Here is a 23,759-nt window from a genome sequence, read left to right on the forward strand (position 1 = left end):
GTCTGTGACAGAAAGGCCACAAGGGATGCACGCGAAGCGGCTGCATTGTGCAACGCCTCCATTCGTCGTCCCGATTGCTGCACCGCAGCAATATTCAAACGATTGTAGCTGGCAGCAGGGACCTGCAGCCCTTTACAAGCCTGCTTCGCCGGGGCAGAGAGATGCCCGGCACCGGGGGAGGAAAACCGGCTGACACCGGCATCTTCGCCTCGGCTTGATGAAGCGCATCACGAAGGCAGGTATCACGATGACATCGACGCGCACGGAAACAGATACATTCGGCCCCATCGAAGTGGCGAACGACCGCTACTGGGGTGCCCAGGCCCAACGCTCACTCGGCAATTTCAGGATCGGTTGGGAAAAGCAGCCGCTGGCGATCGTCCGGGCACTCGGCATCGTCAAGCAGGCGGCGGCCCGCGCCAACGTCGCGCTCGACCGGCTTGATCCGAAGATCGGCGACGCCATCGTCAAGGCGGCCCAGGAAGTGATCGACGGCAAGCTGAACGACCATTTCCCGCTCGTCGTCTGGCAGACCGGCTCCGGCACGCAATCGAACATGAATGCCAACGAGGTCATTTCCAACCGGGCGATCGAACTGCTCGGTGGCGTCATGGGATCGAAGAAGCCCGTGCATCCGAACGACCACGTCAACATGAGCCAATCTTCGAACGACACCTACCCGACGGCCATGCACATCGCCTGCGCCGAGCGGGTGATCCACGACCTGCTGCCGGCTCTCAAGCACCTGCACAAGGCGCTTGAAGAAAAGGTCAAGGCCTTCGACCACATTATCAAGATCGGCCGCACCCATACGCAGGATGCAACGCCCCTGACGCTCGGCCAGGAGTTCTCCGGTTATGCGGCACAGGTCGCCTCCTCGATCAAGCGCATCGAGATGACCCTGCCCGGCCTCTGTGAGCTCGCCCAGGGCGGCACCGCCGTCGGCACCGGCCTCAACGCCCCGGTTGGCTTCGCCGAGAAGGTGGCGGAGGAAATCGCCGCGATCACCGGCATCGCCTTCACCTCCGCTCCGAACAAGTTCGAAGCGCTCGCCGCGCACGATTCGATGGTGTTCAGCCATGGCGCGATCAACGCGACGGCGGCCGCCCTCTTCAAGATCGCCAACGACATCCGCTTCCTTGGTTCGGGCCCCCGCTCCGGCCTCGGCGAACTCGCTCTGCCGGAGAACGAGCCGGGCTCCTCGATCATGCCCGGCAAGGTCAATCCGACCCAGTGCGAAGCGCTGACGCAGGTCTGCGCCCAGGTCTTTGGCAATCACGCCTCCCTCACCTTTGCCGGCAGCCAGGGCCATTTCGAGCTCAACGTCTACAACCCGCTGATGGCCTATAACTTCCTCCAGTCGGTCCAGCTACTTGCCGATGCAGCGGTTTCCTTCACCGACAATTGCGTCGTCGGCATCGAGGCGCGCGAAGACAACATCAAGGCGGCGCTCGACCGCTCGCTGATGCTCGTCACTGCGCTGGCGCCGAAGATCGGCTACGACAACGCCGCCAAGATCGCCAAGACCGCGCACAAAAACGGCACGACCTTGCGAGAAGAGGCTGTCGGCGGCGGCTATGTGACGAATGAGGAGTTCGACGCAATCGTGCGGCCGGAAACGATGACCAGCCCTGCCTGATAGACCCCACGGGGGCCGCAGGCGCCTGCCGGCGCCGCGGCCTTCCCTGCGGCCGGCAAATCCGCCGCGGCTCGCGATATCATTTCGAATTGCATCGGTTCGCTCAAGCAACCGTTAAGACTTCACAAAGCTTTTGTCCCTAAAAAATAGCGGACATTAGAGACATTTAATTTAAAGAGCTTGGTATATGCAGACGGCAACCGCGAATAAAACGCCGACGCCCGATATTGCTGCGCAGATCACCCATGCCATGCGCATGATGGGCGTCGCGCCGATACCGCGCAATTACGAGCTTTACTACGAGGCCTATCTCGGCTCGAATCCGCAGCTGTCGAAAGACCTTGCGACGCTCGGCAGCCGCGCGACGCAGGAAGAACTCGACGCGATCGGCGCACGCTATTTCAGCCATATCCACCATTCTCGCGGGATCGAGCGCGCCCACACCACGCTGGCGGCAAAGCTGGCCGAACTGGTCACTCTCTTGCGGGACGAACAATGCGCGCTCGAGAACTACAACAAGGTTCTCGACGAGGCCTACCTGAACATCACCAGCAAGAGCGTGGCGAGCGCCGACATCCTCCGCCACGCGATTGACATTCTGAGTGAAGCGACTGCCGACACGATGAACCAGGGTAAAGAGCGTGTGCAGACGGTCGTTCAAAAATCCGTCGAGATGGAAGCGATCCGCCAGGAACTGGACGAATACAAGCGCATTGCCAACACAGATTCGCTGACGCGGCTCGGCAATCGCCGTGCCTTCGACGAGACGCTCGCTGCGGTCTACAACAACGAGCAATTGCGCAACTACACCGGCCTGCTCGTCGTTGACATCGACCACTTCAAGAAAGTCAATGACAGCTTCGGCCACCCGGTCGGGGACAAGATCCTCTCCACCGTCGGCACGGTCATTCGCGCAAATCTCCGGCGGGATGCCTTCGTCGCCCGGACCGGCGGCGAGGAATTTGCCGTCATCCTGAACGACAGTACGCAGGAGGAATGCCTGCAGGCCGCCGACCGCATCCGCGCCGTTCTGGCAAACACGCCGTTCAAGAACTCCAAGACCGGCGTCAACTACGGCCCGATTACTCTCTCTGTCGGCGTGTGCATGGCAACGGCGGCGGACGATCCGCTCGACCTCTATCACAAGGCGGATATCGCGCTTTACTCTGCCAAGAATTCGGGGCGTAACAGAACGGTCCTCTTCGAGGAAGGCATGCGCAAGGATTCCGGACGGAACTGGCTGATCTATCGCCGCTGATAGCGTGGGACATCGCGGCGCCGAGGTGCCCATCGGCACGTCCCGGTGACGGCATCAGGCGATCTTTCTGAGGCGAGCCCTTTCTTCACTTTCACCAAGGAAAGCGACGATCTTCTCGATGACCGCGGGCGCGGAAACGATGCGTCGGTGGCCGAGACCATTCGCCCAATGCAACTCGACATTCGGCCCGATTGCACCGTAACGGCGCGCGTGATCGGCGGACACCTCCTTATCGTCCTGCGCGTGGACGACAAGGACCGGCCGTCTCAGGGCACCCAGTACGCGTGCCGCGTCGAAGCCCTCCACGCGGCGGCCGGACAAGCGCTCGACCATGCCTTCGAAAGCTGTTTGAGCGGCCGGCGCAAGGCCCATGATCGTGCCGAAGCCTTTGAAGAGCCATGCCATCTCGCTCGGCGCGCCAACGAGCACCAGCTTGGCCGGCACGCGCGCAGGCACGTCGCAAAGCACACCTCCCGCCGCACAGGCCAGGCCGGCCCCGCCGAAGGAATGGCCGATGCCGGCATCGAATCCATCGAAGTGACGCCAGGCGGCGTCGATCGCCCGCACCGCCTGCGGCATGGTCAGCGAACGGCCGGGCGAGGCGCCATGCCCCGGCCAGTCGAGCGCCACCACCTCGGCGCCCGCCGCCAACAGGCCATCGATCATTGCGGAAAGGTAGTCACTGCGCGATCCCCAGCCATGCGTGAGCAATACGCGCGGTCCCCCTCCGCCACCGCGGCCTTGGAAATGCCGGGCTGAAACCCAACCGCCCGCGAAAGAGAGCGTCACTTTGCGCGATTGCCTCATCAACGGGGCCGCGGCCTTTAGAAGTGTCCTTTCCTTGCCGTTCTTCGGCTTGCGGTTCGGGGTAAGGCAGAATATCCGAAACGCCAATTCGCCGGCGGCGGCGGGAGAGATCGCCGACACGGCCTTGAGCGAGAGACGGATGACCTGGGTCGCAAAGGATGCCATATTGAAACGAGCCTTAAAGGTTCAAGCATGAACATAATTGTACAACGATGAACAAAAAGCAAGTCACGGCCGAACATCGCCACTTTCCCTGGGATCACCCGCGCTTTCGAAGCTGGATCGCCGTAGCCCGCGCCTGTCAGTTGATGCAGCAGACGCTGACGCGCCGGCTGGCTCACCTCGACGTCAAGCCGCCGCATCTGGATATCCTGATCAACCTCTACCGCTTCGACGGCATTACGCAGCAGGAACTCGCCCACAAGCTGCTTGTCGGCCGCTCCAACATGAGCATGCTGCTGCCGCAGCTCGAGCAGCGCGGACTCATCGAACGGCGCGGCGACGCAAGAGACAAACGTGTGTTGCGGCTTTCGCTGACGCCGGCCGGACGGACATTGACCGAGCAGGCGATGGAGATTCAAACGGCGCTCATCGAAAACTCGCTTGGCGGCGCTCCGATCGAGGATTGCATGAAGATCGCAGCCTCGATGGAGCGGATCATCGCCGCGCTTCTCAAAGAGGAGGGCGAGCTTCCTTGATTACGACCACGCTGAATTGATCAGCGCGGCTTTTCGGACCTGTCCCGGGACATGCCCTTTTCGGTGAGCTCCTGCTCATAGGCCCTGAAAAGCTCGCCGCCCTTCTCGCCAAGTTCGCGAAGATAGGTCCAGGTGTAGATACCGGTGTCGTGGAAATCGTCAAAACCGATGCGCACCGCGTAATTGCCTGTCGGCTGCACGGAGATGATCTGGACATTGCGCTTGCCCGGCACGGTCACCCGCTGACCCGGTCCGTGGCCCTGCACTTCCGCAGACGGCGAAAGCACGCGCAGCAGTTCCGCCGAGACGTCGAAGGAGGCGCCGTCGTCGAAGCTCACGGTCAGCCGGTGGCGATCCTTCGACACGCGCAGTTCGGTCGGCCAGAAATCACTCATCGTCATCGCTCCGTTTCTCGTCTCCGCTGTAAAGCAGAATTGATCCGGCGAAAATCGCCCGAAGGCGTCTTTCCCGATATTTGAAACAGTTTGCGACAGTATGCGCCTTGACGCGACCTCCTTTGGCCACGACATTGAGCGCGCAGGGAGAAAAGACTTGAACACGGCCCCCATAGACCGGACCAACGCACGACCGCTCGACAGGATGACCACGCCGATGGTCGATCCCTTCGGCCGCAGCGTCACCTATCTGCGCGTGTCGGTCACCGACCGCTGCGATTTCCGCTGCACCTATTGCATGGCGGAACACATGACCTTCCTGCCCAAGAAGGACCTGCTGACGCTGGAGGAACTCAAGCGGCTCTGTTCCGCCTTCATTGCCAAGGGGGTCCGCAAGCTGAGGCTGACCGGCGGCGAGCCGCTGGTGCGCAAGAACATCATGTTCCTCGTGCGCGAACTCGGCAAGGAGATCGAGGCGGGTCGGCTCGACGAGCTCACCTTGACGACGAATGGTTCGCAGCTCTCGAAATTCGCCGCCGAATTGGCCGACTGCGGCGTGCGCCGGATCAACGTCTCGCTTGATACGCGCGATCCGGACAAGTTCCGCGAGATCACCCGCTGGGGCGAACTGGCGAAGGTCATCGAAGGGATCGACGCGGCACAGGCGGCTGGGTTGAAAGTCAAGATCAACGCGGTAGCGCTGAAGGGCTTCAACGACGCGGAAATCCCCGAACTGATGCGCTGGGCGCATGGCCGCGGCATGGACCTGACGCTGATCGAAACCATGCCGATGGGCGAGGTCGACGAGGACCGCACCGATCATTACCTGCCGCTCTCGGAGATGCGCGAGCGGCTCGAGACAGAGTTCACGCTGCGGGATATCCCCTACCGTACCGGCGGCCCTGCCCGTTACGTCGAGGTGGCGGAAACCGGCGGCCGCCTCGGCCTCATCACACCGATGACGCACAATTTCTGTGAAAGCTGCAATCGCGTCCGCCTCACCTGTACCGGCACGCTCTATATGTGCCTCGGCCAGAATGACGCCGCCGATCTTCGCGCCGCGCTGCGCGCCACCGATGACGATGCCTATCTCTCTCAGGTGATCGACGAAGCGATAGGCCGCAAGCCGAAGGGCCATGATTTCATCATCGACCGCGAGCACAACCGCCCGGCCGTAGCCCGTCACATGAGCGTAACCGGCGGCTGACATAAGGTAACGTCGGCGCGAGAGTATTGCCCCTCATCCGCCTGCCGGCACCTTCTCCCCGCGAGCGGGGCGAAGGGGCATGCCGCGCCGCCTCGCCACCTCTCCCAGCAAGGTGAGTAAAGGGATATGCCGCGCCGCTGAAGTCCCCTCTCCCCGTCTTTACGGGGAGAGGGTTAGGGTGAGGGGCAAGCGTCGACCGGGGTTCAGGCCGCGTAGCCGGAGCCGTAACGCGGCCGGCTATATTCCGCACTGCCGGTGCCCGTCTTGAACCGCTCGATCTTCTCGTTGAGAACCTCCACCTGACGGCGCAGGCCGTGGATCTCGGCGGTGTTCTCCTCCACCATCGCGGCGTTCTGCTGTGTGATCAGCTCGACCTCGTGGACGGCCGCATTGACCTCGTTGAGACCGGTATACTGCTCGGCGGCGGCGCTCTCGATATTTGCGACAAGCTGGTGAATGGTCGCGATGTGATCGTTGATGACCGAGAGTGCATCGCCTGTCTCCTGAACCAGCGCGACACCGCTGCGCACCTGGGCGGAGCTTGCCGAGATCAGTCCCTTGATCTCCCGCGCTGCGCCGGCGCAGCGCTGCGCCAGTTCGCGGACCTCCTGGGCCACCACCGCGAAGCCGCGGCCCGCCTCGCCTGCCCGCGCCGCCTCGACACCTGCGTTCAAGGCCAGCAAGTTGGTCTGGAAGGCGATCTCGTCGATCACGCCAATGATCGTCCCTATCTTTTCCGACGAGCGGTTGATTTCCGCCATGGCATCGATCGCCTTGGCGACGACCTGACCGGAATGCTGTGCGTAGGAGTTGGTCTCGTCGACCGAAACGGTCGTCTTGCGGGCGCTTTCGGCGGTAGCGCGGACGATTTCCGTGAGCTGCCGCAGCGCGCGTGAGCTTTCCTCCAGCGCTGCCGCCTGCTGCTCGGTGCGGCGTGCCAGGTCATCGGCCGATGCGGAGAGATTGCCGGTGCCGCCGGTGATCTCCTCGGTGACAAGGCGGACATCCATCAGCGTGGCGCGCAGAGCGTCGACGGCATTGTTGTAGGTCTGCGCCATGATGACGTAGTCGGCCGGCAGATCCTCCGCCATGCCTTCTTCAAGATTGCCGGCGGCGAGCTGGGCAAGGACGTCCGACAGCGCATTGAGGGCCTGCATCTGCTCGGCCTCGATGCGGGCGCGCTCCGCGGATCGACGCGCTTCCTCCTCAGCCGACAAGGAACGGGCAGCCTCCGCTTCACGTCCGAGCCGCACGTTTTCCAATGCATTGTCCCGGAAGACGGCGACGGAACGCACCATGTCGCCAATTTCGTCGCCGCGATTGCGGCCTTCGATGGCCACTTCAAGGTCGCCATTGGCAAGGCGCGTCATGGTTTCGGTGACCCGCTTCAGCGGGCCGCGCAGCGTCTCGACGAGCATCAGCCCTCCGATGATCGCAAGCAAGGTGCCGGCGACCATTGCGACGATGGAGACCGTCGCCGAACGCTGGCTGTCCTGCTTGCCCGCTTCCTGGGCGCTGCTGACGAAGTTCTCGAGCGTGCCGCTCGCCGCCGCGACGAGGCTCGACGCTTCGCCCTTGGCGGTCTGCCAGCGGGCGCCGACATCGATCAGAGCGGCAGTGCCTTTGTCGATATTGTCGAGCGAGGGTCCGAGTTTCGCCGGCAGGTCGCGCAACGCAGCGTTTTTGGCGCCAAGCTCGGACAATTTGCCGGCCGTTTCGCGAACGGCCTTGATGTCGGCTACGATCGGCTCGCGGTTTGCCGCGTCGAGCCGGCGGTGCAACTCGCTGATGTGCAATCGGGTGCTGGCCAGTCCCCTGAACGTGTCGTCCATCAGGGCGATCAGCGTCTTCAACGTCGAAATCTCCCCGTCCATGCCGACGAATCGCTTGGCAGCCGTATCGGAGTTCTTGGCCGCCTCCTTGGCGAAATCGGCCTCATATTTCGAGAACTTGCTGAGGATCGGCACGAGAGCATTTTTCTTCGCTTCGTTGTCCTGCGCTCCGGCCAGTATCTCCTGGATCTTCTCGGCCTGGTTCTTGATCTCACCGATCGGCTTCTTGACCTTCTCGGAGGCAATCCTCTCCGATTCGCCGATCTGCTTCATCAGGTGCGGCAGCAGCTTGTTTGCCTGTTCGACCTTCGCATCGGGATTGACGGCCATCGTCACCGGCAGGCGGAACTTCTTGATCCGCTCGGCAAGGCCCTGATAGGCGGCCGCATCGAAGAGCAGCGCCTTGGCGAAGGCTTCCTTCTCGCCCGATTCCTTCTGGAGGATATCGATCTGCTTATAGGCGCTATTGCCGTTCCTGGTCATCTCGGCAAGCGCCGTTTCCAGCGATTTCGTGACGTTCTCCCGTTCGAGCTGGACGGCCCAAAGCTTGTCGGCCTGGCTCCGCATCTCACCGCCGAGGGCGACGACGGAGGCGATCTGCGACCTGTCCTCCTCACGCGTCAGCAAAGATTCCAGCGCCTTCACACCCTCTTCCTGCTCGTCGATCATTTTCGCCAGCAGATTGCGGCTTTCCTCGCCCGGATTGTCCAGGAAGCCTTGCAATGCGCTGCGCAACGCCTGGAAATCCGACAGGTTGTTGATGGTTTCGCGCGTCACCGTCATGTGGCCATTGAGGGTGCGGGCGGTAAAAAAGCCGACCAGGCCGATCCCGGCGATCAAGGCCACCAGCGGAACGACGAAAAGGAGGACTTTCGTGACGATGCGCAGGCGCTGCAGAAGACGATCGATGACAGACATTGCGAACCCCGATTTTTGTTATGGAGGGACATGTCCGCGCGGCTGGCATGCTTGACGGCCGCTCGCCTTCGGGCGTTCGAACGCCACGGCAAGGCTGCGGGCTGCCGCATCGAGGCGGCAGCACAAGCATCGACGACTGCCGGCGGAAGCACCTCCCTGGCTCCGGCTGGCAGCTCAGGATCGACGGCAGCAGGTTTCCGAGCCGTCGCCCACCGATCGCGTCATGCGATTGGACTGCGGAATCATCGGGACGATAGGCAGCGAAACTTAAGATTCCGCGAATGGACATCACTCCTGCGGGAGGCGCGTGGCTCCGTGTGGCTTTGGCGCGCATCGAAACGCTTCTGATGCAAGACGTGCTTGAGTTTACGTGCGTGGGAGGCCAAAGCTTTATCGCGGGCGGCAGCATCCGATGGATTCGCCCGATCCCATCCCGAACGCGCCTCAGCCCAAGGTCATCAGGAATGCATTCCTCAGCGAATATCCGCGGCATCGTCTTCATGGCGCTTGCCATGGCCGGTTTCTCCTGCAACGACGCGCTCGTCAAATCCGTTACAGGCGTGATGAACACGGGCCAGATCATGTTCATCCGCGGCCTGATGACGACGCTGATGATCCTTGTGATCGCCCACCGTTTCGGTGCCCTGCGTCCGGTTCGCACCGTCTTCAGGCCGGTCATCATGCTTCGCATCGCCATGGAGGCTCTCGCCTCGCTGACCTACATCTCCGCTCTCGCCCACATACCGCTCGCCAATGCCTCGGCGATCATGCAGGCCTTGCCGCTGGCGGTCACGCTCGGCGCGGCACTGTTTCTCAGCGAACCGGTCGGCTGGCGGCGTTGGTCGGCGATCGTGATCGGCTTCCTCGGCGTCCTGATCGTGTTGCGGCCCGGACCTGAGGGTTTCACGCCGGCCGCATTGACGGTTGTCGCCTGCGTTTTCTTCACGGCGACCCGCGATCTCTGCACCCGCCGCATCGGCAGCGACGTGCCCTCGCTGTTCATTACCGTCACGACCGCACTCGTGACGACGCTCGTGGGCGCCGCGCTCATCGTCCCGTTCGGCGGCTGGCAACCGGTGTCGGCAATGTCGTTCACCCATCTCGCCGGCGCCAGCGTGCTCCTGATGCTCGGCTACCAGACCATCGTGCTTGCCATGCGTGACGGCGACATCTCGGTGATCGCACCCTTCCGCTACACGAGCCTTCTCTGGGCGATCACCATCGGAATGGTTTTCTTCTCGGAGACGCCGGACGGCTGGATGCTGACGGGCGTTGCCGTTATCGTCGGCTCAGGCCTTTACACCTTCTATCGCGAGAGCCTGCGCGGGCGGCACGCCGTGGCGCAGCAATCTCTCGCCGGCCCCCTCGAATAAGGAGCGCAAGGATGGCCGGAAACGCCGCCGATGCGAACCGCCGCCCGCCCGCAGTCATCCTCGCCGGCGGGCGCTCCTCGCGCATGGGCAGGCCGAAGGCAGCAGTCGTGCTCGGCGGACAGACCATGCTTGCCCGTGTCGTCGATCGGCTGTCGCCGCAAGCCGCGAGCATCGCGGTCAACCTCAATGCCGACCCGGGCATTGCTCTCCCGAGCGATCACCCGGTGATCGCGGACACGATACCCGGCTTGCCCGGTCCGCTCGCCGGCGTGCTCGCCGCCCTGCACCACGCCAGCAAGACCGCGCCCTCGGCAAGCCACGTTCTGACGGTGCCGATCGATGCACCCTTCTTTCCGGCCGCGCTTGCCGCACGGCTTCAAGGAGCGCTGCTTGCCGGGGACGAGATTGCCGTCGCCTGGTCCGTCGGGGAGATGCACCCGCTTTTCGCCCTTTGGCCCGTAGCGATCGCCGACGATCTCGAAGCCTGGATCCGCATGGATGAAAAGCGCCGCGTCCGAGCCTTCATTGCTCGTCATCCATCGGTCGCGGTAGATTTTCCGATCACCGCGACGAAAGCAGGGCCGCTCGACCCGTTCTTCAATGTCAACACTCCGCAGCAGCTTGAAGAAGCCGAAGAATGGCTGAACCGCCTCGAGGATTTCGAATTATGACCGCACCCAAGATTTTCGGCATCGCCGGCTGGAAGAACTCCGGCAAGACCGGCCTGATGGTCCGGCTCGTCAGCGAACTGACGCGGCGCGGCTATATGGTGTCGACCGTCAAGCATGCCCACCACGACTTCGACATCGACAAGGTCGGCGCCGACAGCTACCGCCACCGCGAGGCCGGCGCCCACGAAGTGACGATCGTCTCCTCGACACGGTTTGCCATCATGCACGAATTGCGCGGCGCACCGGAGCCGAGCTTCGAAGAGATCCTGGCACGGCTCGCACCCTGCGATCTGGTGCTGATCGAGGGCTACAAGCGCGAGCCGATCCCGAAGATCGAGGCGCGCCGGCTCGAATCGGCGAACCGCGAGCCGCTCGCGCCAACCGACCCGCACATCGTCGCGATCGCCGCCGACCATCCTGTCGCCGGCACCGATCTTTCTGTCTTCGATCTGGACGACACGGGAGCGATTGCCGATTTCGTCGAGGAGACGGTCGGCTTGCGGCGCTGAGCATCGGACGTCGCTCAGTGCTGGTTCAGACGGTCCAGACGCTGCCGCGCCCCTCCGGTAGCTCCTTCGCCGCCATTTTTTGCATCCACTCAGCCGCAAGCGCGGCGCCGCAATAAAAATCGGGGCCGGTTTCCCAGCCCCGATTTCAGTGCAGAAAATTGCTCAGCGGCTTACCGCTGCGCCACCGGCCGCACCAGCGGGGTGACACGGCGGATCGTAACGCGGCGGTTCTCCTGCTCGGCCTCCGGCGTGCGGATCTTCAGGAACCGCTCGCCATAGCCCTGGGTCACCAGGTTTTCAGCCGGGATGCCATAGACCTCGGTCAGCAGTACCGCCACAGACTCGGCACGCTCGTCGGAGAGCACCAGGTTCGACCGGTCGGAGCCGACGGCATCCGTGTGGCCCTCGATGAAGAAGGTTTCACCCGGATCCTTCTCGAGGACCTTGTTCATCGCATCCGCGACGCTGCGCAGCGTCTTCGCCTGCGACATCGACACCTCGGCACTACCAGTCGCGAAGTGGATGGTGTCGAGATCGATGCGGCGGACCTTGTCACGCAGGCGGGCGGAGTTGCGGACCTCGTCGATCGTGTAGACGCGCTCGACGGCCTCGACCGGTGGCTCGGACAGGAACTCATAATAGTCCCGATCCGGATTGTCCGCGTAGTCGACGATGTAGTCGTCAACGGGGATCGTCAGGCGCATCGGCGGCAGCTCGTAGCCGACGTCGATGATCGCCGGCCGATCCTCTTCATATTCCGGCGTATACATCATCACATATTCATTCCCGTCCCGATTGACGCGCGTGCGGGTCAGGATGTCGCCGTAACGATTGTAGACGGTAACGATCTGGTAGCCGCCCGGGCGAACGATCGTTTCCCGGACGCGGCCACCCGAAAGATTGTCGTAGTACGTCTCTTCCGAATTCTGCCGCAGACGCGGCCGGTCGTCGCCCCGGACGAAGATGCGATCGCCAACGCCGAGGATGACACGGTCGTCAATCTCCTCGACCACCTGCACTTCGGTCACATTGTTTTCCGTCGTGTTGTTGATCGTGGTGTTGTTGATAACCGTATTATTGATCACCGTGTTGTTGACGATGTTGCTCGTCTGCGGCACGGCGAAGGCCGGAGCTTCCTCGACCCGCTCGCCTTCCTCCTTAAGCACAGCCTCGATCCTCTGCGGAATTTCTTCCCTGACCTCGGCCGGGATCGCCGCTTGCGCAGCAGCATCGTCTGTCGGAGGTGCTACGCTTTCCTGCGTGGCGCGCAGTTCCTCTCGCTGCTTGCGACGGACTTCCCGCGCCTGGTTACCGCCGGCGTTGTCGGCGTCCTTGTCGCTGTCGAGCACGGCCGCGCCCTTCTCGACGGGAAGTACGACAGTGTCGTCGGATGCCGCCGGGTCCTCGGCGACCTTCTGCTTCTCTTCCGTCGTACGCTCATCGACGACTTCGGGAGCCGGCTGACCCTGGGGCTGCTCGCCCTGAAGCTGCTCTGCGGTCGCAGGCTGCTCCGCTCCGGGGACCGGCTGCTGCTCGCCCTCACCTGTTTGCTGGGCTGGAGCCTCTGTTGCCGGCTGCTCAGCGGTCGTTCCGCCTTCAGGCACGACAGCCGGCTGCTCGGCGGCTTTTTGCTCGTCGGTCTGGCGCTGCTCCTCGGCCTGCTGCTGACGCTTCTTGCGCCGTGGCGTTTCCTGCTCCTCGGCCTGCTGGGGAGTGGCCTCCTCGGCCGCGGGCTGCTGCTCTTCGGCCTGCTGCTGGCGCTTCTTGCGCCGTGGCGTTTCCTGCTCCTCGGCCTGCTGCGGAGTGGCCTCCTCGGCGGCGGGTTGCTGCTCTTCGGCCTGCTGCTGGCGCTTCTTGCGTCTTGGTGTCTCCTGCTCTTCAGCCTGCTGCGGAGCGCTTTCCTCAGCGGCTGGCTGCTGCTCCTCGGCCTGCTGCTGGCGCTTCTTGCGTCTTGGAGTCTCCTGCTCTTCGGCCTGCTGCGGAGCGGCCTCCTCGGCGGCGGGCTGCTGCTCCTCGGCCTGCTGCTGGCGCTTCTTGCGCCTTGGAGTCTCCTGCTCTTCGGCCTGCCGCGGCGCGGCCTCCTCGGCGGCGGGCTGCTGCTCCTCGGCCTGCTGCTGGCGCTTCTTGCGTCTTGGGGCTTCCTGCTCCTCGGCCTGCCGCGGAGCGCTCTCCTCGGCGGCGGGTTGCTGCTCCTCGGCCTGTTGCTGGCGCTTCTTGCGCCTTGGGGTTTCCTGCTCCTCGGCTTGCGGCTGCTGTTCTTCCGCCTGCCCCTGGGACTCCTCCGCACGCTGCTTGCGCTTCTTAAGCAACAGCAGTTCTTCGGGCGATAGTTGATCAGCGCCTTCCTGCGCGACCTCGAACGGCGCCATCAGACTGTCGGCCAGCGCCGGTTGGACCGCAAGAGCAGCCGCGAATACGGGCAAGGCAACCGTTGCGAAAAGTTTGAATCGAATGGACATTGTCTTCCTTCCTCTTGTGGCCCGGCGCCCTCGTGCGCCGCGCCACCAGTTCAAGCCGCATCGCATCGGCACAGGGCCATGACCCGCGGTTCCGACTTTTTTGTGTCGGTCGGAAATCCGTAGCCGAACTCCGTAGCCACGGATCGGTTCCGCCCAAAGGCCCTATCGAAGTCGACATTAACCATTCCTGAACGGATCGTTCATGCGCCTCCTCAACCATGAGACCACAAGAAGAGGACATTTCGCGTTTCGCGGTGGGTGACGCCGCTTTCCTGTTGATTTTTACAGGAAAAGCGTACGAATATCGCCGCAACCGGCGGATACCAGCCGCCGGCGCGATTTGGCATCCGCGCACAAGAACAGACCGGATGCCGGCCAACAGAGAGGATAATCATGCGTATTTCCAGACGGCTGGCAGCCGCCGCATCGGCTGCCGTTTTCGTGCTCATGGCAGGCGCTGCCTCGGCGGAGGGCGAAAAGGTCGTGATCGGCACCGAAGGCGCTTACCCGCCCTTCAACAATCTCGAGGCGGACGGCTCGCTGACGGGCTTCGACATCGACATCGCCAAGGCGCTTTGCGAAGAAATGAAGGTCGAATGCACGTTCGTGACGCAGGACTGGGATGGCATCATCCCGGCGCTGATCGCCAAGAAGTTCGACGCGATCATCGCCTCCATGTCGATCACCGAGGAACGCAAGCAGAAGGTCGACTTCACAAAGAAGTACTACAACACGCCGCCGGCAATCGTCGTGCCGAAGGATTCGCCAATCACCGAGGCGACCGAGGCCGCGCTTGAAGGCAAGGCGCTCGGAGCACAAGGCTCGACCACGCATTCCAACTACGCCGAAGCGCACATGAAGGGTGCCGAGCTCAAGCTCTATCCGACCGCTGAAGAATACAAGCTCGACCTCGTCAACGGCCGCATCGATGCCGCCATCGACGACGTCGTGGTAATCTCCGAATGGCTGAAGACCGAAGACGGCGCTTGCTGCAAGCTGCTCGGAACGCTGCCGGTCGACCCGGCCATCAACGGCGAAGGTGCAGGCATTGCCGTCCGCAAGGGCGACGACGCGCTCCGCGAGAAGTTCAACAAGGCCATCGACGCCATTCGCGCAAACGGCAAGTACAAGCAAATCAACGAAAAATACTTCCCGTTCGACGTCTACGGCAGCTGATCGCCGCGTTTTCCGCGAAGATTCGGCACTCATGCCGGGAAAGTCTCGGTTGATGAAGAAAATGCAACGGCGGATGGGCTTGCCCTTCCGCCGTTTTTGTTTGACAAGAAAACACAAAAATAAGCGCCGTCAGCGCCATAAGAATGACAAGGGGAACGTAACGGCATGAGCGGACTGTTTGCCGCCCTTTATTCCGGTGCAGCCGGAATCCTTTCGATCATCGATCCGTTCTGCGGCCTGGCTGGGGTCTTTCGCTGGTTCGGCGCCGGCACGCATCTGGCATGCGGCGATACCGGCTGGGGCGACGAGATCGCCTACGGCTTCCTGGTGACCGCGAGCCTGGCGATTGCCACCCTGCCCGTGGGGCTGGTGATCGGCTTCTTCGTCGCGCTTGCCAAACAATCGAACGAACGATCGCTGCGGCTTGCGGCCAACATCTACACGACGATCTTTCGCGGTCTTCCCGAACTCCTGACGCTCTTCATCGTCTATTACGGCCTTCAGATTCTCGTCCAGCAATTCCTGGGGACGCTCGGTTATGAGGGGCCCGTTGAAATCAATGCCTTCGCCGCGGGCATGATTGCGCTCGGGGTCGTCTTCTCGGCCTATTGCTCCGAGGTTCTGCTTTCCGCCTTCAAGGCCATTCCGCAAGGCCAGTACGAAGCGGGCGACGCCCTCGGCTTGCACCGCGCCAAGACGATGCGGCTGATCATCCTGCCGCAGCTCGTGCGCATCGCGCTTCCGGGTCTCGGCAATCTCTGGATGGCGCTGCTCAAGGACACGGCGCTCGTTTCGGTCGTCGGCCTGCCCGACATCCTCCGGCAGACGGGCATCGCCGCGCGCGTCACCAAGGAAGCCTTCCAGTTCTTCGGTATCGCCTGCATCCTGTTTCTCATCCTGGCAATGGTCTCTTCTATCGCCTTCTCGGCACTCGAACGCTGGACCAAACGAGCGGAGATGCGCCGATGAGCATCGCCGATACAATGATCCCGCCGCAGGCCCCGCCCCCGGTTCCGCCGAGGCCCTACACATTGACGCGCTTCCTCGGCAGCGTGGCGCTGGGTATCTGGCTGGCCCTTGGCGTCGGCATCTTCTTCACCGTGGTCGAAGGTTGGGACCCGGAAAAACTGTCACGCTATGGACCGAGCTTTTTATCCGGTCTCGGGGTGACCCTGACGCTCGTCACCTCCTCGATCCTCATAGGCGCGGTCCTGTCGCTGCCGGTGGCGCTCGGGCGAATGTCGAAGCACAAGCTCTGGTCCTGGCTTGCCTATGCCTATGTCTATTTCTTCCGCGGCACGCCGCTGATCACGCAACTCTTCCTGGCTTATTACGGGCTCGGCAGCTTCCGCCCGCAACTGGAATCCATCGGCCTTTGGTGGTTCTTCCGCGACGCATGGAACTGCGCGCTCTTCACCTTCGCGCTGAATACCGCCGCCTACCAGGCGGAGATCCTGCGCGGCGCAATCGAGAGCGTGCCGCGCGGCCAGCATGAAGGGGCGGCCGCACTCGGCCTGCCGGAGCGCGTTGCCTTCTTCAAGGTCATCCTGCCGCAGGCGATGATCGTGGCGCTGCGCCCCTACGGCAACGAGATCATCCTGATGATCAAGGGCTCGGCGATCGTTGCAATCGTCACCGTCTTCGATCTCATGGGCGAGACGCGACGCGCCTTCTCCCGCACCTTCGACTTCCAGATGTATGTCTGGGCGGCGGCGCTATACCTGCTGATGGTCGAGTTGCTTCGCAATATCTGGGGTTGGCTCGAAGCCCGCCTGACGCGCCATCTCAAGCGCTGAGGCGCAACGATACATAGCAAAGAGCTTGGCAGCACTCATCACTTTGTGCTGCCAAGCCATTGTTTTTCTGAATGAATTTTCATCTGGACGGCAATATTAGGTCTTGATTAACAAATCAAGCGCTTCATCATAGAGACCAACCTTTGTTAGAAGCGAGGTCCTGATGACAAACGACATGGAACTGCAGCTCAAAGGATATGGCCTGACGACGGCCCAGATACTCTACCGGCTGCCCGACCATCCCGCCCTGTTGCAGACCTATATCTGGCAGCACTACGATATTGCCCCGGACTTTCCCGAGATGCGAAGCTTTCTCAGGTTCTGGCAGGAAAAGCTGGACGGGCCGCTGCATTCGGTCCGCTACGTGCACCGCAAGCTGATATCGGCGACGGAATGGCGGGCACTCAAGGGCGAACTCATTCTCCACTAAGAATACCGCCACCGCTGCGTGCTGTCCGCTGCGGTCAGACATGCACCTCCCCGTGGGCAAGTTCGCCCTCGTGAGCTTCCTTGCGGAGCGAGCCGTAGAGAACGACGGCGTAGAAGAGCGCAACGCCGATCATGACGCTCCAGCCTGGCAGGAGGCCCAGAGCGGCATTCTCCGCAAAATCGATCCAGGATCGGACATGGCCGTATGGCTCGCCGTTGGAGGACATCTTCGGCGAGGAGATTTTCAGCGCCCAGGCAAGAAGCAGGATCAGGTACATCCAGCAGTAATTGCGCTGCAGCCGCCGGCATACGGCCTCCTTGTAGGTCATCAGGAAGGCTGGCCGGCGCAGGCTCTTGGCAATTGCCGCCGACCATTTGAAACTCTGCGTGCCTTCCGGCGCGAGGATCTGTGCGAAATAGCCGCGTTCGAGTTGCCGTACGCGGGCGCGGTAGACATCGAAGAAGCGGTAGCGGCGTGCTTCGATCAGCAGCAGCAAGGTGATCAGCAGCATCGCAAAGAGCAGCACACCGTGATGCGAGGACGGTGTCGACAGCGACACGGAAAGCATCGCCGCAACGACCGTAATCGCCCAGTTGGAAGTACGGTCGATGCGATCCCGCCAGCCGGCCATCCGCCCCATTTCGCCGCGGTAATAGTGCACGATTGTATTGATCGTCTCCTGAGGTGACTGCGGCAGGGATGGACCCTGCCTCTCCGGCATCTCCGTTTCCAATGTCAGCGGGCTCAGATCAGCGGACATCGGCATCCTCCCGATTTCTCATGCCTTTTCATGATCATGACTCCAATCGCTTTCGGGATAAACCCGCCAGGCAAGGCGCCGTCGATTTCTTGAGCATATGCCAAGTGCCCGCCAACAGAATGGACTTGCAAGAAAGGACGGTCGCTGACGGACGATTGCCAAAGGTCTCACGCAGTCGTAAGAAGCGCCCATGACACAAAAGAGCAATAAGATCGACGAGGAGGCGCTGGCGGAAGCCTATAATCGCGCCCTAACTCTGGAAAAATCCGGCAATTTCGACGCCGCCGCGGCGGCTTACCGGGAAGTGCTGGACCTCGATCCCGAAGATCACGGGGGAGCGTCGGTCCGGCTTGCGTCCATGGGTCGGGGCGAGACGCCCCTCAAGGCTCCGGATGCCTATGTCGCGACTCTCTTCGATCAGCATGCGGACGTCTTCGACAATGTGCTCGTCGATCAGCTCGACTATTGCGTGCCGCTTCTCGTCCGCCAGCGCGTTCAGGCCCTGGAGCTCGGTCCCTTCAAGCGGGTACTCGATCTCGGCTGCGGCACGGGGCTGACCGGGGGCGCGTTGCGCGACCTGGCGGAAGACATCACCGGCATCGACCTTTCCGAGAACATGGTCGAGATCGCCCACGAGAAGGACCTCTATGAAACGCTTTACGTCGCCGAAGCGGTCGATTTCCTCGACGACAACGAGGAGGCCCCGTTCGACCTGATCGTCGCTACGGATGTGCTGCCCTATATGGGCGCGCTGGAAGCCCTCTTCTTCGGCGCCGTCGATAATCTCCTACCGGGCGGCCTGCTGATCTTCTCCAGCGAAACCCTGCCCGATGAGACATTCGCGGGGCGCCCCTTCATGGTCGGGCCGCATCAGCGCTTCGCCCATTCGGAAGCCTATCTGCACGACCGGCTGACCGCGACCGGATTCGAGGTCATCGAGGTGACCGACATCACCGTACGCATGGAAGAAGGCGCGCCCATTGCCGGGCAGCTGGTGATAGCGCGTTTTCTCTAGGAACAGGACCGACACGCGGCCTTCCGCCTTCCGCCCAATTCCGCTAAATCTTTGGCCAAATCGAAACAGGAGCATTCGCAATGGCCAAAGTCGCATTCATCGGTCTCGGTGTCATGGGATTTCCGATGGCCGGTCACCTCAAGGTCCGCGGCGGACATGACGTGACCGTCTACAACCGCACGTCCGCGAAGGCCGAGCGTTGGGCGGCAGAATTCGGCGGACGCGCGGCGGCAACGCCGGCCGAAGCGGCAAAGGGCCAGGAATTCGTTTTCGCCTGCGTCGGCAATGACGACGACCTTCGATCGGTGACCACCGGCAAGGACGGGGCTTTCGAAACGATCGCCTCCGGCGCGGTCTTCATCGACAACACGACGGCGTCCGCCGAGGTTGCCCGCGAGCTCTACGCCGCTGCTAGCGCCAAGGGCGCCCGTTTCATCGACGCGCCGGTTTCCGGCGGCCAGGCAGGGGCCGAAAACGGCGTGCTGACGGTGATGTGCGGCGGCGATGCCGAAGCTTTCGATCGGGCCAGGCCGATCATCGAGGCCTATGCGCGCATGGTCGGGCTGATGGGGCCGGCGGGAGCCGGCCAGCTCACGAAGATGATCAACCAGATCTGCATCGCCGGCCTCGTTCAAGGCCTCGCGGAAGGCATCCATTTCGGCAAGAAGGCTGGACTCGACATCGAGAGGGTCATCGACGTCATCTCCAAGGGCGCGGCTGGCTCCTGGCAGATGGAAAACCGCCACAAGACCATGAATGCCGGAAAATACGACTTCGGCTTTGCCGTCGACTGGATGCGCAAGGACCTCGACATCGTGCTAGCCGAGGCGCGGCGGAACGGCGCCAAGCTGCCGGTCACGGCCTTGGTCGACCAGTTCTATGCGGAGGTCCAGGCCCTTGGCGGCAATCGCTGGGACACGTCGTCCCTGCTCGCCCGGCTCGAAAAATGACGCTTTCGCCGGCGTCATCGGCGGGAGAGATCATCGGTCGCGTTAGACGGCCACGAGAACTGAACGGCGCAAGCGTTCGCGAGCGGTTGGCTCTATCCGATTAAGCGTGAACTTACGTGAAATCACCGATGAATGCGGAAGCCAGATCTCCGCATTAACTGTGGCGGACCCTACTCGTCGTTCGATTTCGCCTGATCGATGGCCATGTAGTCGAGCGGCAATTGCGTCGTATACTTGATCTGCTCCATGGCGAAGGCCGAGGAGACGTCGCGAATCTCGATCTTGGCGATCAGCCGCTTGTAGAAGGCGTCGTAGGCGGCAATATCCGGTACGACGACGCGCAGCAAGTAATCGACGTCGCCGCTCATGCGATAGAATTCCACCACCTCCGGAAAATCGGCGACCACTTCCGAGAAACGGCGCAGCCATTCCATGGAGTGGGAATTGGTGCGGACCGAAACGAACACCGTCACCTTGGTGTTGACCTTCACCGGATCGAGCAGCGCGACGCGGCGACGGATGACGCCGTCCTCTTCCATCTTCTGAATGCGCCGCCAGCATGGCGTGGTCGAAAGCCCGACCTTCTTGGCGAGGTCGGCAACGGCCAAAGTCGAGTCCTCCTGCAGAAGGCGCAGGATCTTGCGGTCCAGACGGTCCATGGAAACTCCTCTCGAATATTTTTCCCTCTATAACGCGGAATTCGTGAAGATAAAGAAAATTGTTTCATCGAATGAGCGCTTCGACGCACGCGCGCAGGAAGGGAATCATCTCAGCCTCGAACCACGGATGTTTCCGCAACCAGCCGGTGTTGCGCCAGCTTGGATGCGGCATGGGCAAAACGGGGGTGCCGGAATTGCGCGTCACGTAGCGGCGCCAGTCGCGGACCGTCTCGGTCATGGACTTCGGACAATCCGCCCCAAGGTGCCAGCGCTGCGCATAATGGCCGACCGCCAGCACGAGTTCGACCTGCGGCATGGCATCCATCACCCGCTGCCGCCACAGCGGCGCGCATTCGGCGCGCGGCGGCAGGTCGCTGCCGTGCCTGTCGTAGCCGGGGAAACAGAAGCCCATCGGAACAATGGCAAAGTTACGCGCATCGTAGAATGTGTCGCGATCGACCGCCAGCCAATGCCGCAGCCGGTCACCCGAGGCATCGTTGAAGGGAAGCCCGCTTTCATGCACGCGCAAGCCCGGCGCCTGACCGGCGATCAGGATGCGGGCGGTGGCGGAAAGGACCGCTACAGGCCGCGGCTCATGCGGCAACCGATGGCTCCTTCCGTGCGGATCGTCGCGACACACCCGGCAGGCCGCGATCGCGGCACGCAAGGCCCGCAGCCGCTCCTCCGCGCTAGGCACCGGCGATCTCCTTCGCGACCCTCCAAGCCTGGTCCTCAAGCCACTGCAGGATGAATTCGAGCCAATCGCCCGCCTGGTGCGGCGTCTCCTCGGCTCCGCCCTCAGAGCGGCGCCATTCCTGCGGCCGGACGAAGTCCCCCGCCCACACCCCGGCTCGACGCTCTCGCGCCCGCTCCTCCTCTTCTCGGTAGAGCCCGTAGCTGACCGCATAGCCGGAGAGAACCATCTCGCGGCCGATGTCGCGCCCACCGGCTTCGCACAGGCCGAGTTCACGGCCGTATCGGTCGCGACCATGAAGGCGGCACCGTATCGTCGTTCCATCGATGAGGTCCTCCAGTCGCCGCCGGGCCTCAGCACCGCAGTCCCAACCCGCTCCTTCGCGCTGGCACGTCTGCCCGATCTCCGGGGCATCGATGCCCTCGATCCTCACGCGGCGGCCGTTGAGCCGCAGACTGTCTCCGTCACTCGCGACTGCCGAGCCGCGCAGTTCTCCCGTGACAGTCTTCTCCGGCGGCGGCAGACTGGATGCAACATAGGCGCCAAGGCTCAGCACCATCAGGAACATCCAGCCGCCGATCAGGCCACCTCGTTCCTCCGAGCGGCTGTTCCTTTGCGAAACACTCCCGCGGCGCCCGAAAACGAAGCGCGGGCTGGACGGCGCCGGCTTTCCGCCACGGACAATACGAAACTTGCTGCGCCTCGGGTTCAAGCGGCGACCTCTCTGTCTCTCATCGGCATCGGCTTCATCCCTTGTCACGCACGGACAGGCAAAAAGGTCAATCGCGCCACAATGGTTGTCGAATCCTTCCCGCTGCATGTTTCCCTAAATCATGCGATTTGAGGATAAAAACATGCAGTAATTCAAAGTGCTACAGCGGCCTTAGCGTGTCTGATGAGACGCGCGGCAGCAACTTCTTAAGGATTGCATCCTAGACTGCAAGCCAAACGCAATCCCCGACCCACGAGCATGAGCATCGCCGTCAGCACATCGACTGATAAGATCATCGTCGACAAGTCGCGAAACCCTCGGAACAAGGCCGTTTCGAAGGCGGTGCGCGCGACTCGCCAGCGGCTGCAGACCGGTTCGTCCGCCCCTTCCGGCTTCGATCGCGAAATGCTCCTCCTGCACGTCGATGCCGTATTGCACGGCGCCATCGCCGTCCCCCTGCTCGTCGGCCTGATTTCGGCAATCGGGCTCTATCTTTCCCAAGAGCCGAGCATCCTCTTTTGGGGCCTGATGACGCTTTCGGCCCATGCGGTCACGGTTTACCTGGCGCGCAGGGCAAAACGCCAGAACATCGGCACCGAGAAAGTCGCCATCTGGCGGCGCCGCCTTCTCGCCGGTCAGTTGCTGATGGGGCTTTGCTGGGCGACCTTCGCCCTGCAGGACTGCAGTGCCTGTGGCGAGATCCAGTTCGCTCTCTTCGAAGGAACCGGACTCTTCATCGCGCTCGCCGCCACCGCCATGGGCACGTTTCTGCTGCGCAAAGCCCTGGTCTATACCTTTCTGCCGGTTGTCGCCGCCCTCGGTTTCACGTCATTGGCCGGCGGCGACCCCATTCATGTCGGCATGACCGGAATCCTGTCGCTTTCGCTTGTTTTTCTGGCCTTCATGACCGAGAGGATGAACAAGGCGAACGTACACATCCTCTCGATGCAATCGGAAAAGGACGACCTGATCGCCGAACTCGAGGTGGCGAAGTCCATGTCGGACGAGGCCCGCAGGCGGGCTGAAGAGGCGAACCTGGCCAAGTCCCGCTTCCTTGCATCGATGTCGCACGAGCTCCGCACCCCGCTCAACGCCATTCTCGGCTTCTCGGAAGTGATGTCGACGGAGGTGCTGGGTCCGCTCAACAACCCGACCTACAAGGAATACACGGTCGACATCCACCGTTCCGGCGAGCATCTCCTGAACCTCATCAACGAGATCCTCGATCTTTCCCGCATCGAAGCCGGCCGGTACGAACTCAACGAAGAGGCGGTCGGTCTCGCCGAGATCGCCGAGGATTGCATCGGCATGGTGCAGCTCCGCGCCCGCGGCAAGAACATTACGATCGAACCGCAATTCGAACAGAACATGCCCTCCGTCTGGGTCGACGAGAAGGCAATGCGCCAGGTCGCACTGAATCTCCTGTCCAATGCCGTCAAGTTCACGCCTTCCGGTGGGGAAATCACCGTCAAGGTCGGCTGGACCGCCGGCGGCGGGCAGTACATCTCCATCAAGGACAATGGTCCCGGCATTCCCGAGGAGGAGATTCCGATCGTGCTTTCCGCCTTCGGCCAGGGCTCGATCGCGATCAAGAGCGCCGAACAGGGCACCGGTCTCGGCCTGCCGATCGTCCAGGCGATCCTCGCCAAGCACAACGGTCAATTCGTCCTGCGCTCAAAGCTTCGCGAAGGCACCGAGGCTATCGCCATCCTGCCGCCCCGCCGCGTCCTGCAGAGCCTGCCGCCGGTCGAGGACGTCCCCTCGCCTGCGCGCCGCCGCAAAAGCTTCGCCTGATCGAGCC

Annotated in this window: 22 protein-coding genes; 14 read left to right on the forward strand and 8 right to left on the reverse strand. The window is 62.5% G+C overall.

Annotation, left to right across the window (positions count from 1 at the left end):
- Positions 1-247: 247 nt before the first annotated feature.
- Both fumC and AU381_RS03895 read left to right on the forward strand, forming a co-directional pair.
- Positions 248-1,639: a class II fumarate hydratase gene (gene fumC, locus AU381_RS03890; RefSeq protein WP_064240627.1), complete on the forward strand. Its 1,392-nt coding sequence runs from the start codon at positions 248-250 to the stop codon at positions 1,637-1,639.
- Positions 1,640-1,826: 187 nt separating this feature from the next.
- Positions 1,827-2,897 carry a GGDEF domain-containing protein gene (locus AU381_RS03895; protein ID WP_064240487.1) on the forward strand — a complete coding sequence of 357 codons (1,071 nt, stop codon included), beginning with the start codon at positions 1,827-1,829 and terminating at the stop codon, positions 2,895-2,897.
- 54 nt (positions 2,898-2,951) lie between these two features.
- On the opposite strand, the gene AU381_RS03900 is transcribed toward AU381_RS03895, so the two are convergent.
- Positions 2,952-3,869, reverse strand: coding sequence for an alpha/beta fold hydrolase (locus tag AU381_RS03900; RefSeq protein ID WP_064240488.1), 918 nt, complete (start codon positions 3,867-3,869; stop codon positions 2,952-2,954).
- 47 nt (positions 3,870-3,916) lie between these two features.
- Between AU381_RS03900 and AU381_RS03905 the strand changes: the two genes are divergently transcribed.
- Complete coding sequence (locus AU381_RS03905) at positions 3,917-4,402, forward strand: MarR family winged helix-turn-helix transcriptional regulator (RefSeq protein WP_064240489.1); 486 nt, start codon at positions 3,917-3,919, stop codon at positions 4,400-4,402.
- 20 nt (positions 4,403-4,422) lie between these two features.
- Here the strand turns inward: AU381_RS03905 and AU381_RS03910 are convergent, their stop codons facing one another.
- Positions 4,423-4,797 carry a gamma-butyrobetaine hydroxylase family protein gene (locus AU381_RS03910; protein ID WP_064240628.1) on the reverse strand — a complete coding sequence of 125 codons (375 nt, stop codon included), beginning with the start codon at positions 4,795-4,797 and terminating at the stop codon, positions 4,423-4,425.
- Positions 4,798-4,954: 157 nt separating this feature from the next.
- Here AU381_RS03910 and moaA point away from each other — a divergent pair, with 157 nt between their 5' ends.
- Positions 4,955-6,004, forward strand: a complete 1,050-nt coding sequence (gene moaA, locus AU381_RS03915; RefSeq protein ID WP_156528532.1) for a GTP 3',8-cyclase MoaA — start codon at positions 4,955-4,957, stop codon at positions 6,002-6,004.
- A 203-nt stretch (positions 6,005-6,207) separates the two neighbouring features.
- Here the strand turns inward: moaA and AU381_RS03920 are convergent, their stop codons facing one another.
- Positions 6,208-8,754 carry a methyl-accepting chemotaxis protein gene (locus AU381_RS03920; RefSeq protein ID WP_064240490.1) on the reverse strand — a complete coding sequence of 849 codons (2,547 nt, stop codon included), beginning with the start codon at positions 8,752-8,754 and terminating at the stop codon, positions 6,208-6,210.
- A gap of 464 nt (positions 8,755-9,218) precedes the next feature.
- On the opposite strand from AU381_RS03920, the gene AU381_RS03925 reads away from it, so the two are divergent.
- The 3 genes from AU381_RS03925 to mobB are packed head-to-tail and all read left to right on the forward strand — an operon-like array spanning position 9,219 to position 11,307.
- Complete coding sequence (locus AU381_RS03925; protein ID WP_064240491.1) at positions 9,219-10,127, forward strand: DMT family transporter; 909 nt, start codon at positions 9,219-9,221, stop codon at positions 10,125-10,127.
- A gap of 11 nt (positions 10,128-10,138) precedes the next feature.
- Positions 10,139-10,798 (forward strand): molybdenum cofactor guanylyltransferase MobA, encoded by a 660-nt coding sequence (gene mobA / locus AU381_RS03930; protein ID WP_064240492.1) that lies wholly within the window; start codon positions 10,139-10,141, stop codon positions 10,796-10,798.
- Entirely contained in the window at positions 10,795-11,307 is a 513-nt protein-coding gene (mobB, locus tag AU381_RS03935; RefSeq protein WP_082909639.1) for a molybdopterin-guanine dinucleotide biosynthesis protein B, read from the forward strand. Before mobA ends, mobB begins: the two co-directional genes overlap by 4 nt.
- Before the next feature lie 170 nt (positions 11,308-11,477).
- Here the strand turns inward: mobB and AU381_RS03940 are convergent, their stop codons facing one another.
- Positions 11,478-13,766, reverse strand: a complete 2,289-nt coding sequence (locus tag AU381_RS03940) for an OmpA family protein (RefSeq protein WP_064240494.1) — start codon at positions 13,764-13,766, stop codon at positions 11,478-11,480.
- Between the two features lie 393 nt (positions 13,767-14,159).
- On the opposite strand from AU381_RS03940, the gene AU381_RS03945 reads away from it, so the two are divergent.
- The 4 genes from AU381_RS03945 to AU381_RS03960 all read left to right on the forward strand — a co-directional run bounded on the left by AU381_RS03945 (position 14,160) and on the right by AU381_RS03960 (position 17,168).
- Positions 14,160-14,942 (forward strand): ABC transporter substrate-binding protein, encoded by a 783-nt coding sequence (locus AU381_RS03945; RefSeq protein ID WP_064240495.1) that lies wholly within the window; start codon positions 14,160-14,162, stop codon positions 14,940-14,942.
- A gap of 165 nt (positions 14,943-15,107) precedes the next feature.
- Positions 15,108-15,911, forward strand: a complete 804-nt coding sequence (locus AU381_RS03950; protein WP_064240496.1) for an ABC transporter permease — start codon at positions 15,108-15,110, stop codon at positions 15,909-15,911.
- Positions 15,908-16,738 carry an ABC transporter permease gene (locus tag AU381_RS03955; protein WP_064240497.1) on the forward strand — a complete coding sequence of 277 codons (831 nt, stop codon included), beginning with the start codon at positions 15,908-15,910 and terminating at the stop codon, positions 16,736-16,738. Before AU381_RS03950 ends, AU381_RS03955 begins: the two co-directional genes overlap by 4 nt.
- Positions 16,739-16,901: 163 nt before the next feature.
- On the forward strand, positions 16,902-17,168 hold the full coding sequence (locus AU381_RS03960) for an usg protein (protein ID WP_064240498.1): 267 nt from the start codon (positions 16,902-16,904) through the stop codon (positions 17,166-17,168).
- Positions 17,169-17,202: 34 nt separating this feature from the next.
- Here the strand turns inward: AU381_RS03960 and AU381_RS03965 are convergent, their stop codons facing one another.
- Positions 17,203-17,928 carry a DUF2270 domain-containing protein gene (locus AU381_RS03965; RefSeq protein ID WP_064240630.1) on the reverse strand — a complete coding sequence of 242 codons (726 nt, stop codon included), beginning with the start codon at positions 17,926-17,928 and terminating at the stop codon, positions 17,203-17,205.
- A gap of 190 nt (positions 17,929-18,118) precedes the next feature.
- Here AU381_RS03965 and AU381_RS03970 point away from each other — a divergent pair, with 190 nt between their 5' ends.
- Entirely contained in the window at positions 18,119-18,943 is an 825-nt protein-coding gene (locus tag AU381_RS03970) for a class I SAM-dependent methyltransferase (RefSeq protein WP_064240499.1), read from the forward strand.
- Positions 18,944-19,002: 59 nt separating this feature from the next.
- The gene (locus AU381_RS03975) at positions 19,003-19,893 is read left to right on the forward strand and encodes an NAD(P)-dependent oxidoreductase (RefSeq protein ID WP_280137773.1); all 891 of its coding nucleotides are present in this window, start codon (positions 19,003-19,005) and stop codon (positions 19,891-19,893) included.
- 170 nt (positions 19,894-20,063) lie between these two features.
- On the opposite strand, the gene AU381_RS03980 is transcribed toward AU381_RS03975, so the two are convergent.
- The 3 genes from AU381_RS03980 to AU381_RS29465 all read right to left on the reverse strand — a co-directional run bounded on the left by AU381_RS03980 (position 20,064) and on the right by AU381_RS29465 (position 21,805).
- Positions 20,064-20,552: an Lrp/AsnC family transcriptional regulator gene (locus AU381_RS03980; RefSeq protein ID WP_064240501.1), complete on the reverse strand. Its 489-nt coding sequence runs from the start codon at positions 20,550-20,552 to the stop codon at positions 20,064-20,066.
- Positions 20,553-20,616: 64 nt separating this feature from the next.
- Positions 20,617-21,249 (reverse strand): uracil-DNA glycosylase family protein, encoded by a 633-nt coding sequence (locus AU381_RS03985; RefSeq protein ID WP_064240502.1) that lies wholly within the window; start codon positions 21,247-21,249, stop codon positions 20,617-20,619.
- Positions 21,242-21,805, reverse strand: a complete 564-nt coding sequence (locus tag AU381_RS29465; protein ID WP_425288610.1) for a thermonuclease family protein — start codon at positions 21,803-21,805, stop codon at positions 21,242-21,244. The genes AU381_RS03985 and AU381_RS29465 overlap by 8 nt, the downstream gene beginning before the upstream one ends.
- 411 nt (positions 21,806-22,216) lie before the next feature.
- Here AU381_RS29465 and AU381_RS03995 point away from each other — a divergent pair, with 411 nt between their 5' ends.
- Positions 22,217-23,752 (forward strand): sensor histidine kinase, encoded by a 1,536-nt coding sequence (locus tag AU381_RS03995; RefSeq protein WP_064240503.1) that lies wholly within the window; start codon positions 22,217-22,219, stop codon positions 23,750-23,752.
- The last annotated feature ends 7 nt before the right edge of the window (positions 23,753-23,759 follow it).

The organism is Sinorhizobium glycinis (genome assembly GCF_001651865.1).
Lineage (GTDB): Bacteria > Pseudomonadota > Alphaproteobacteria > Rhizobiales > Rhizobiaceae > Sinorhizobium > Sinorhizobium glycinis.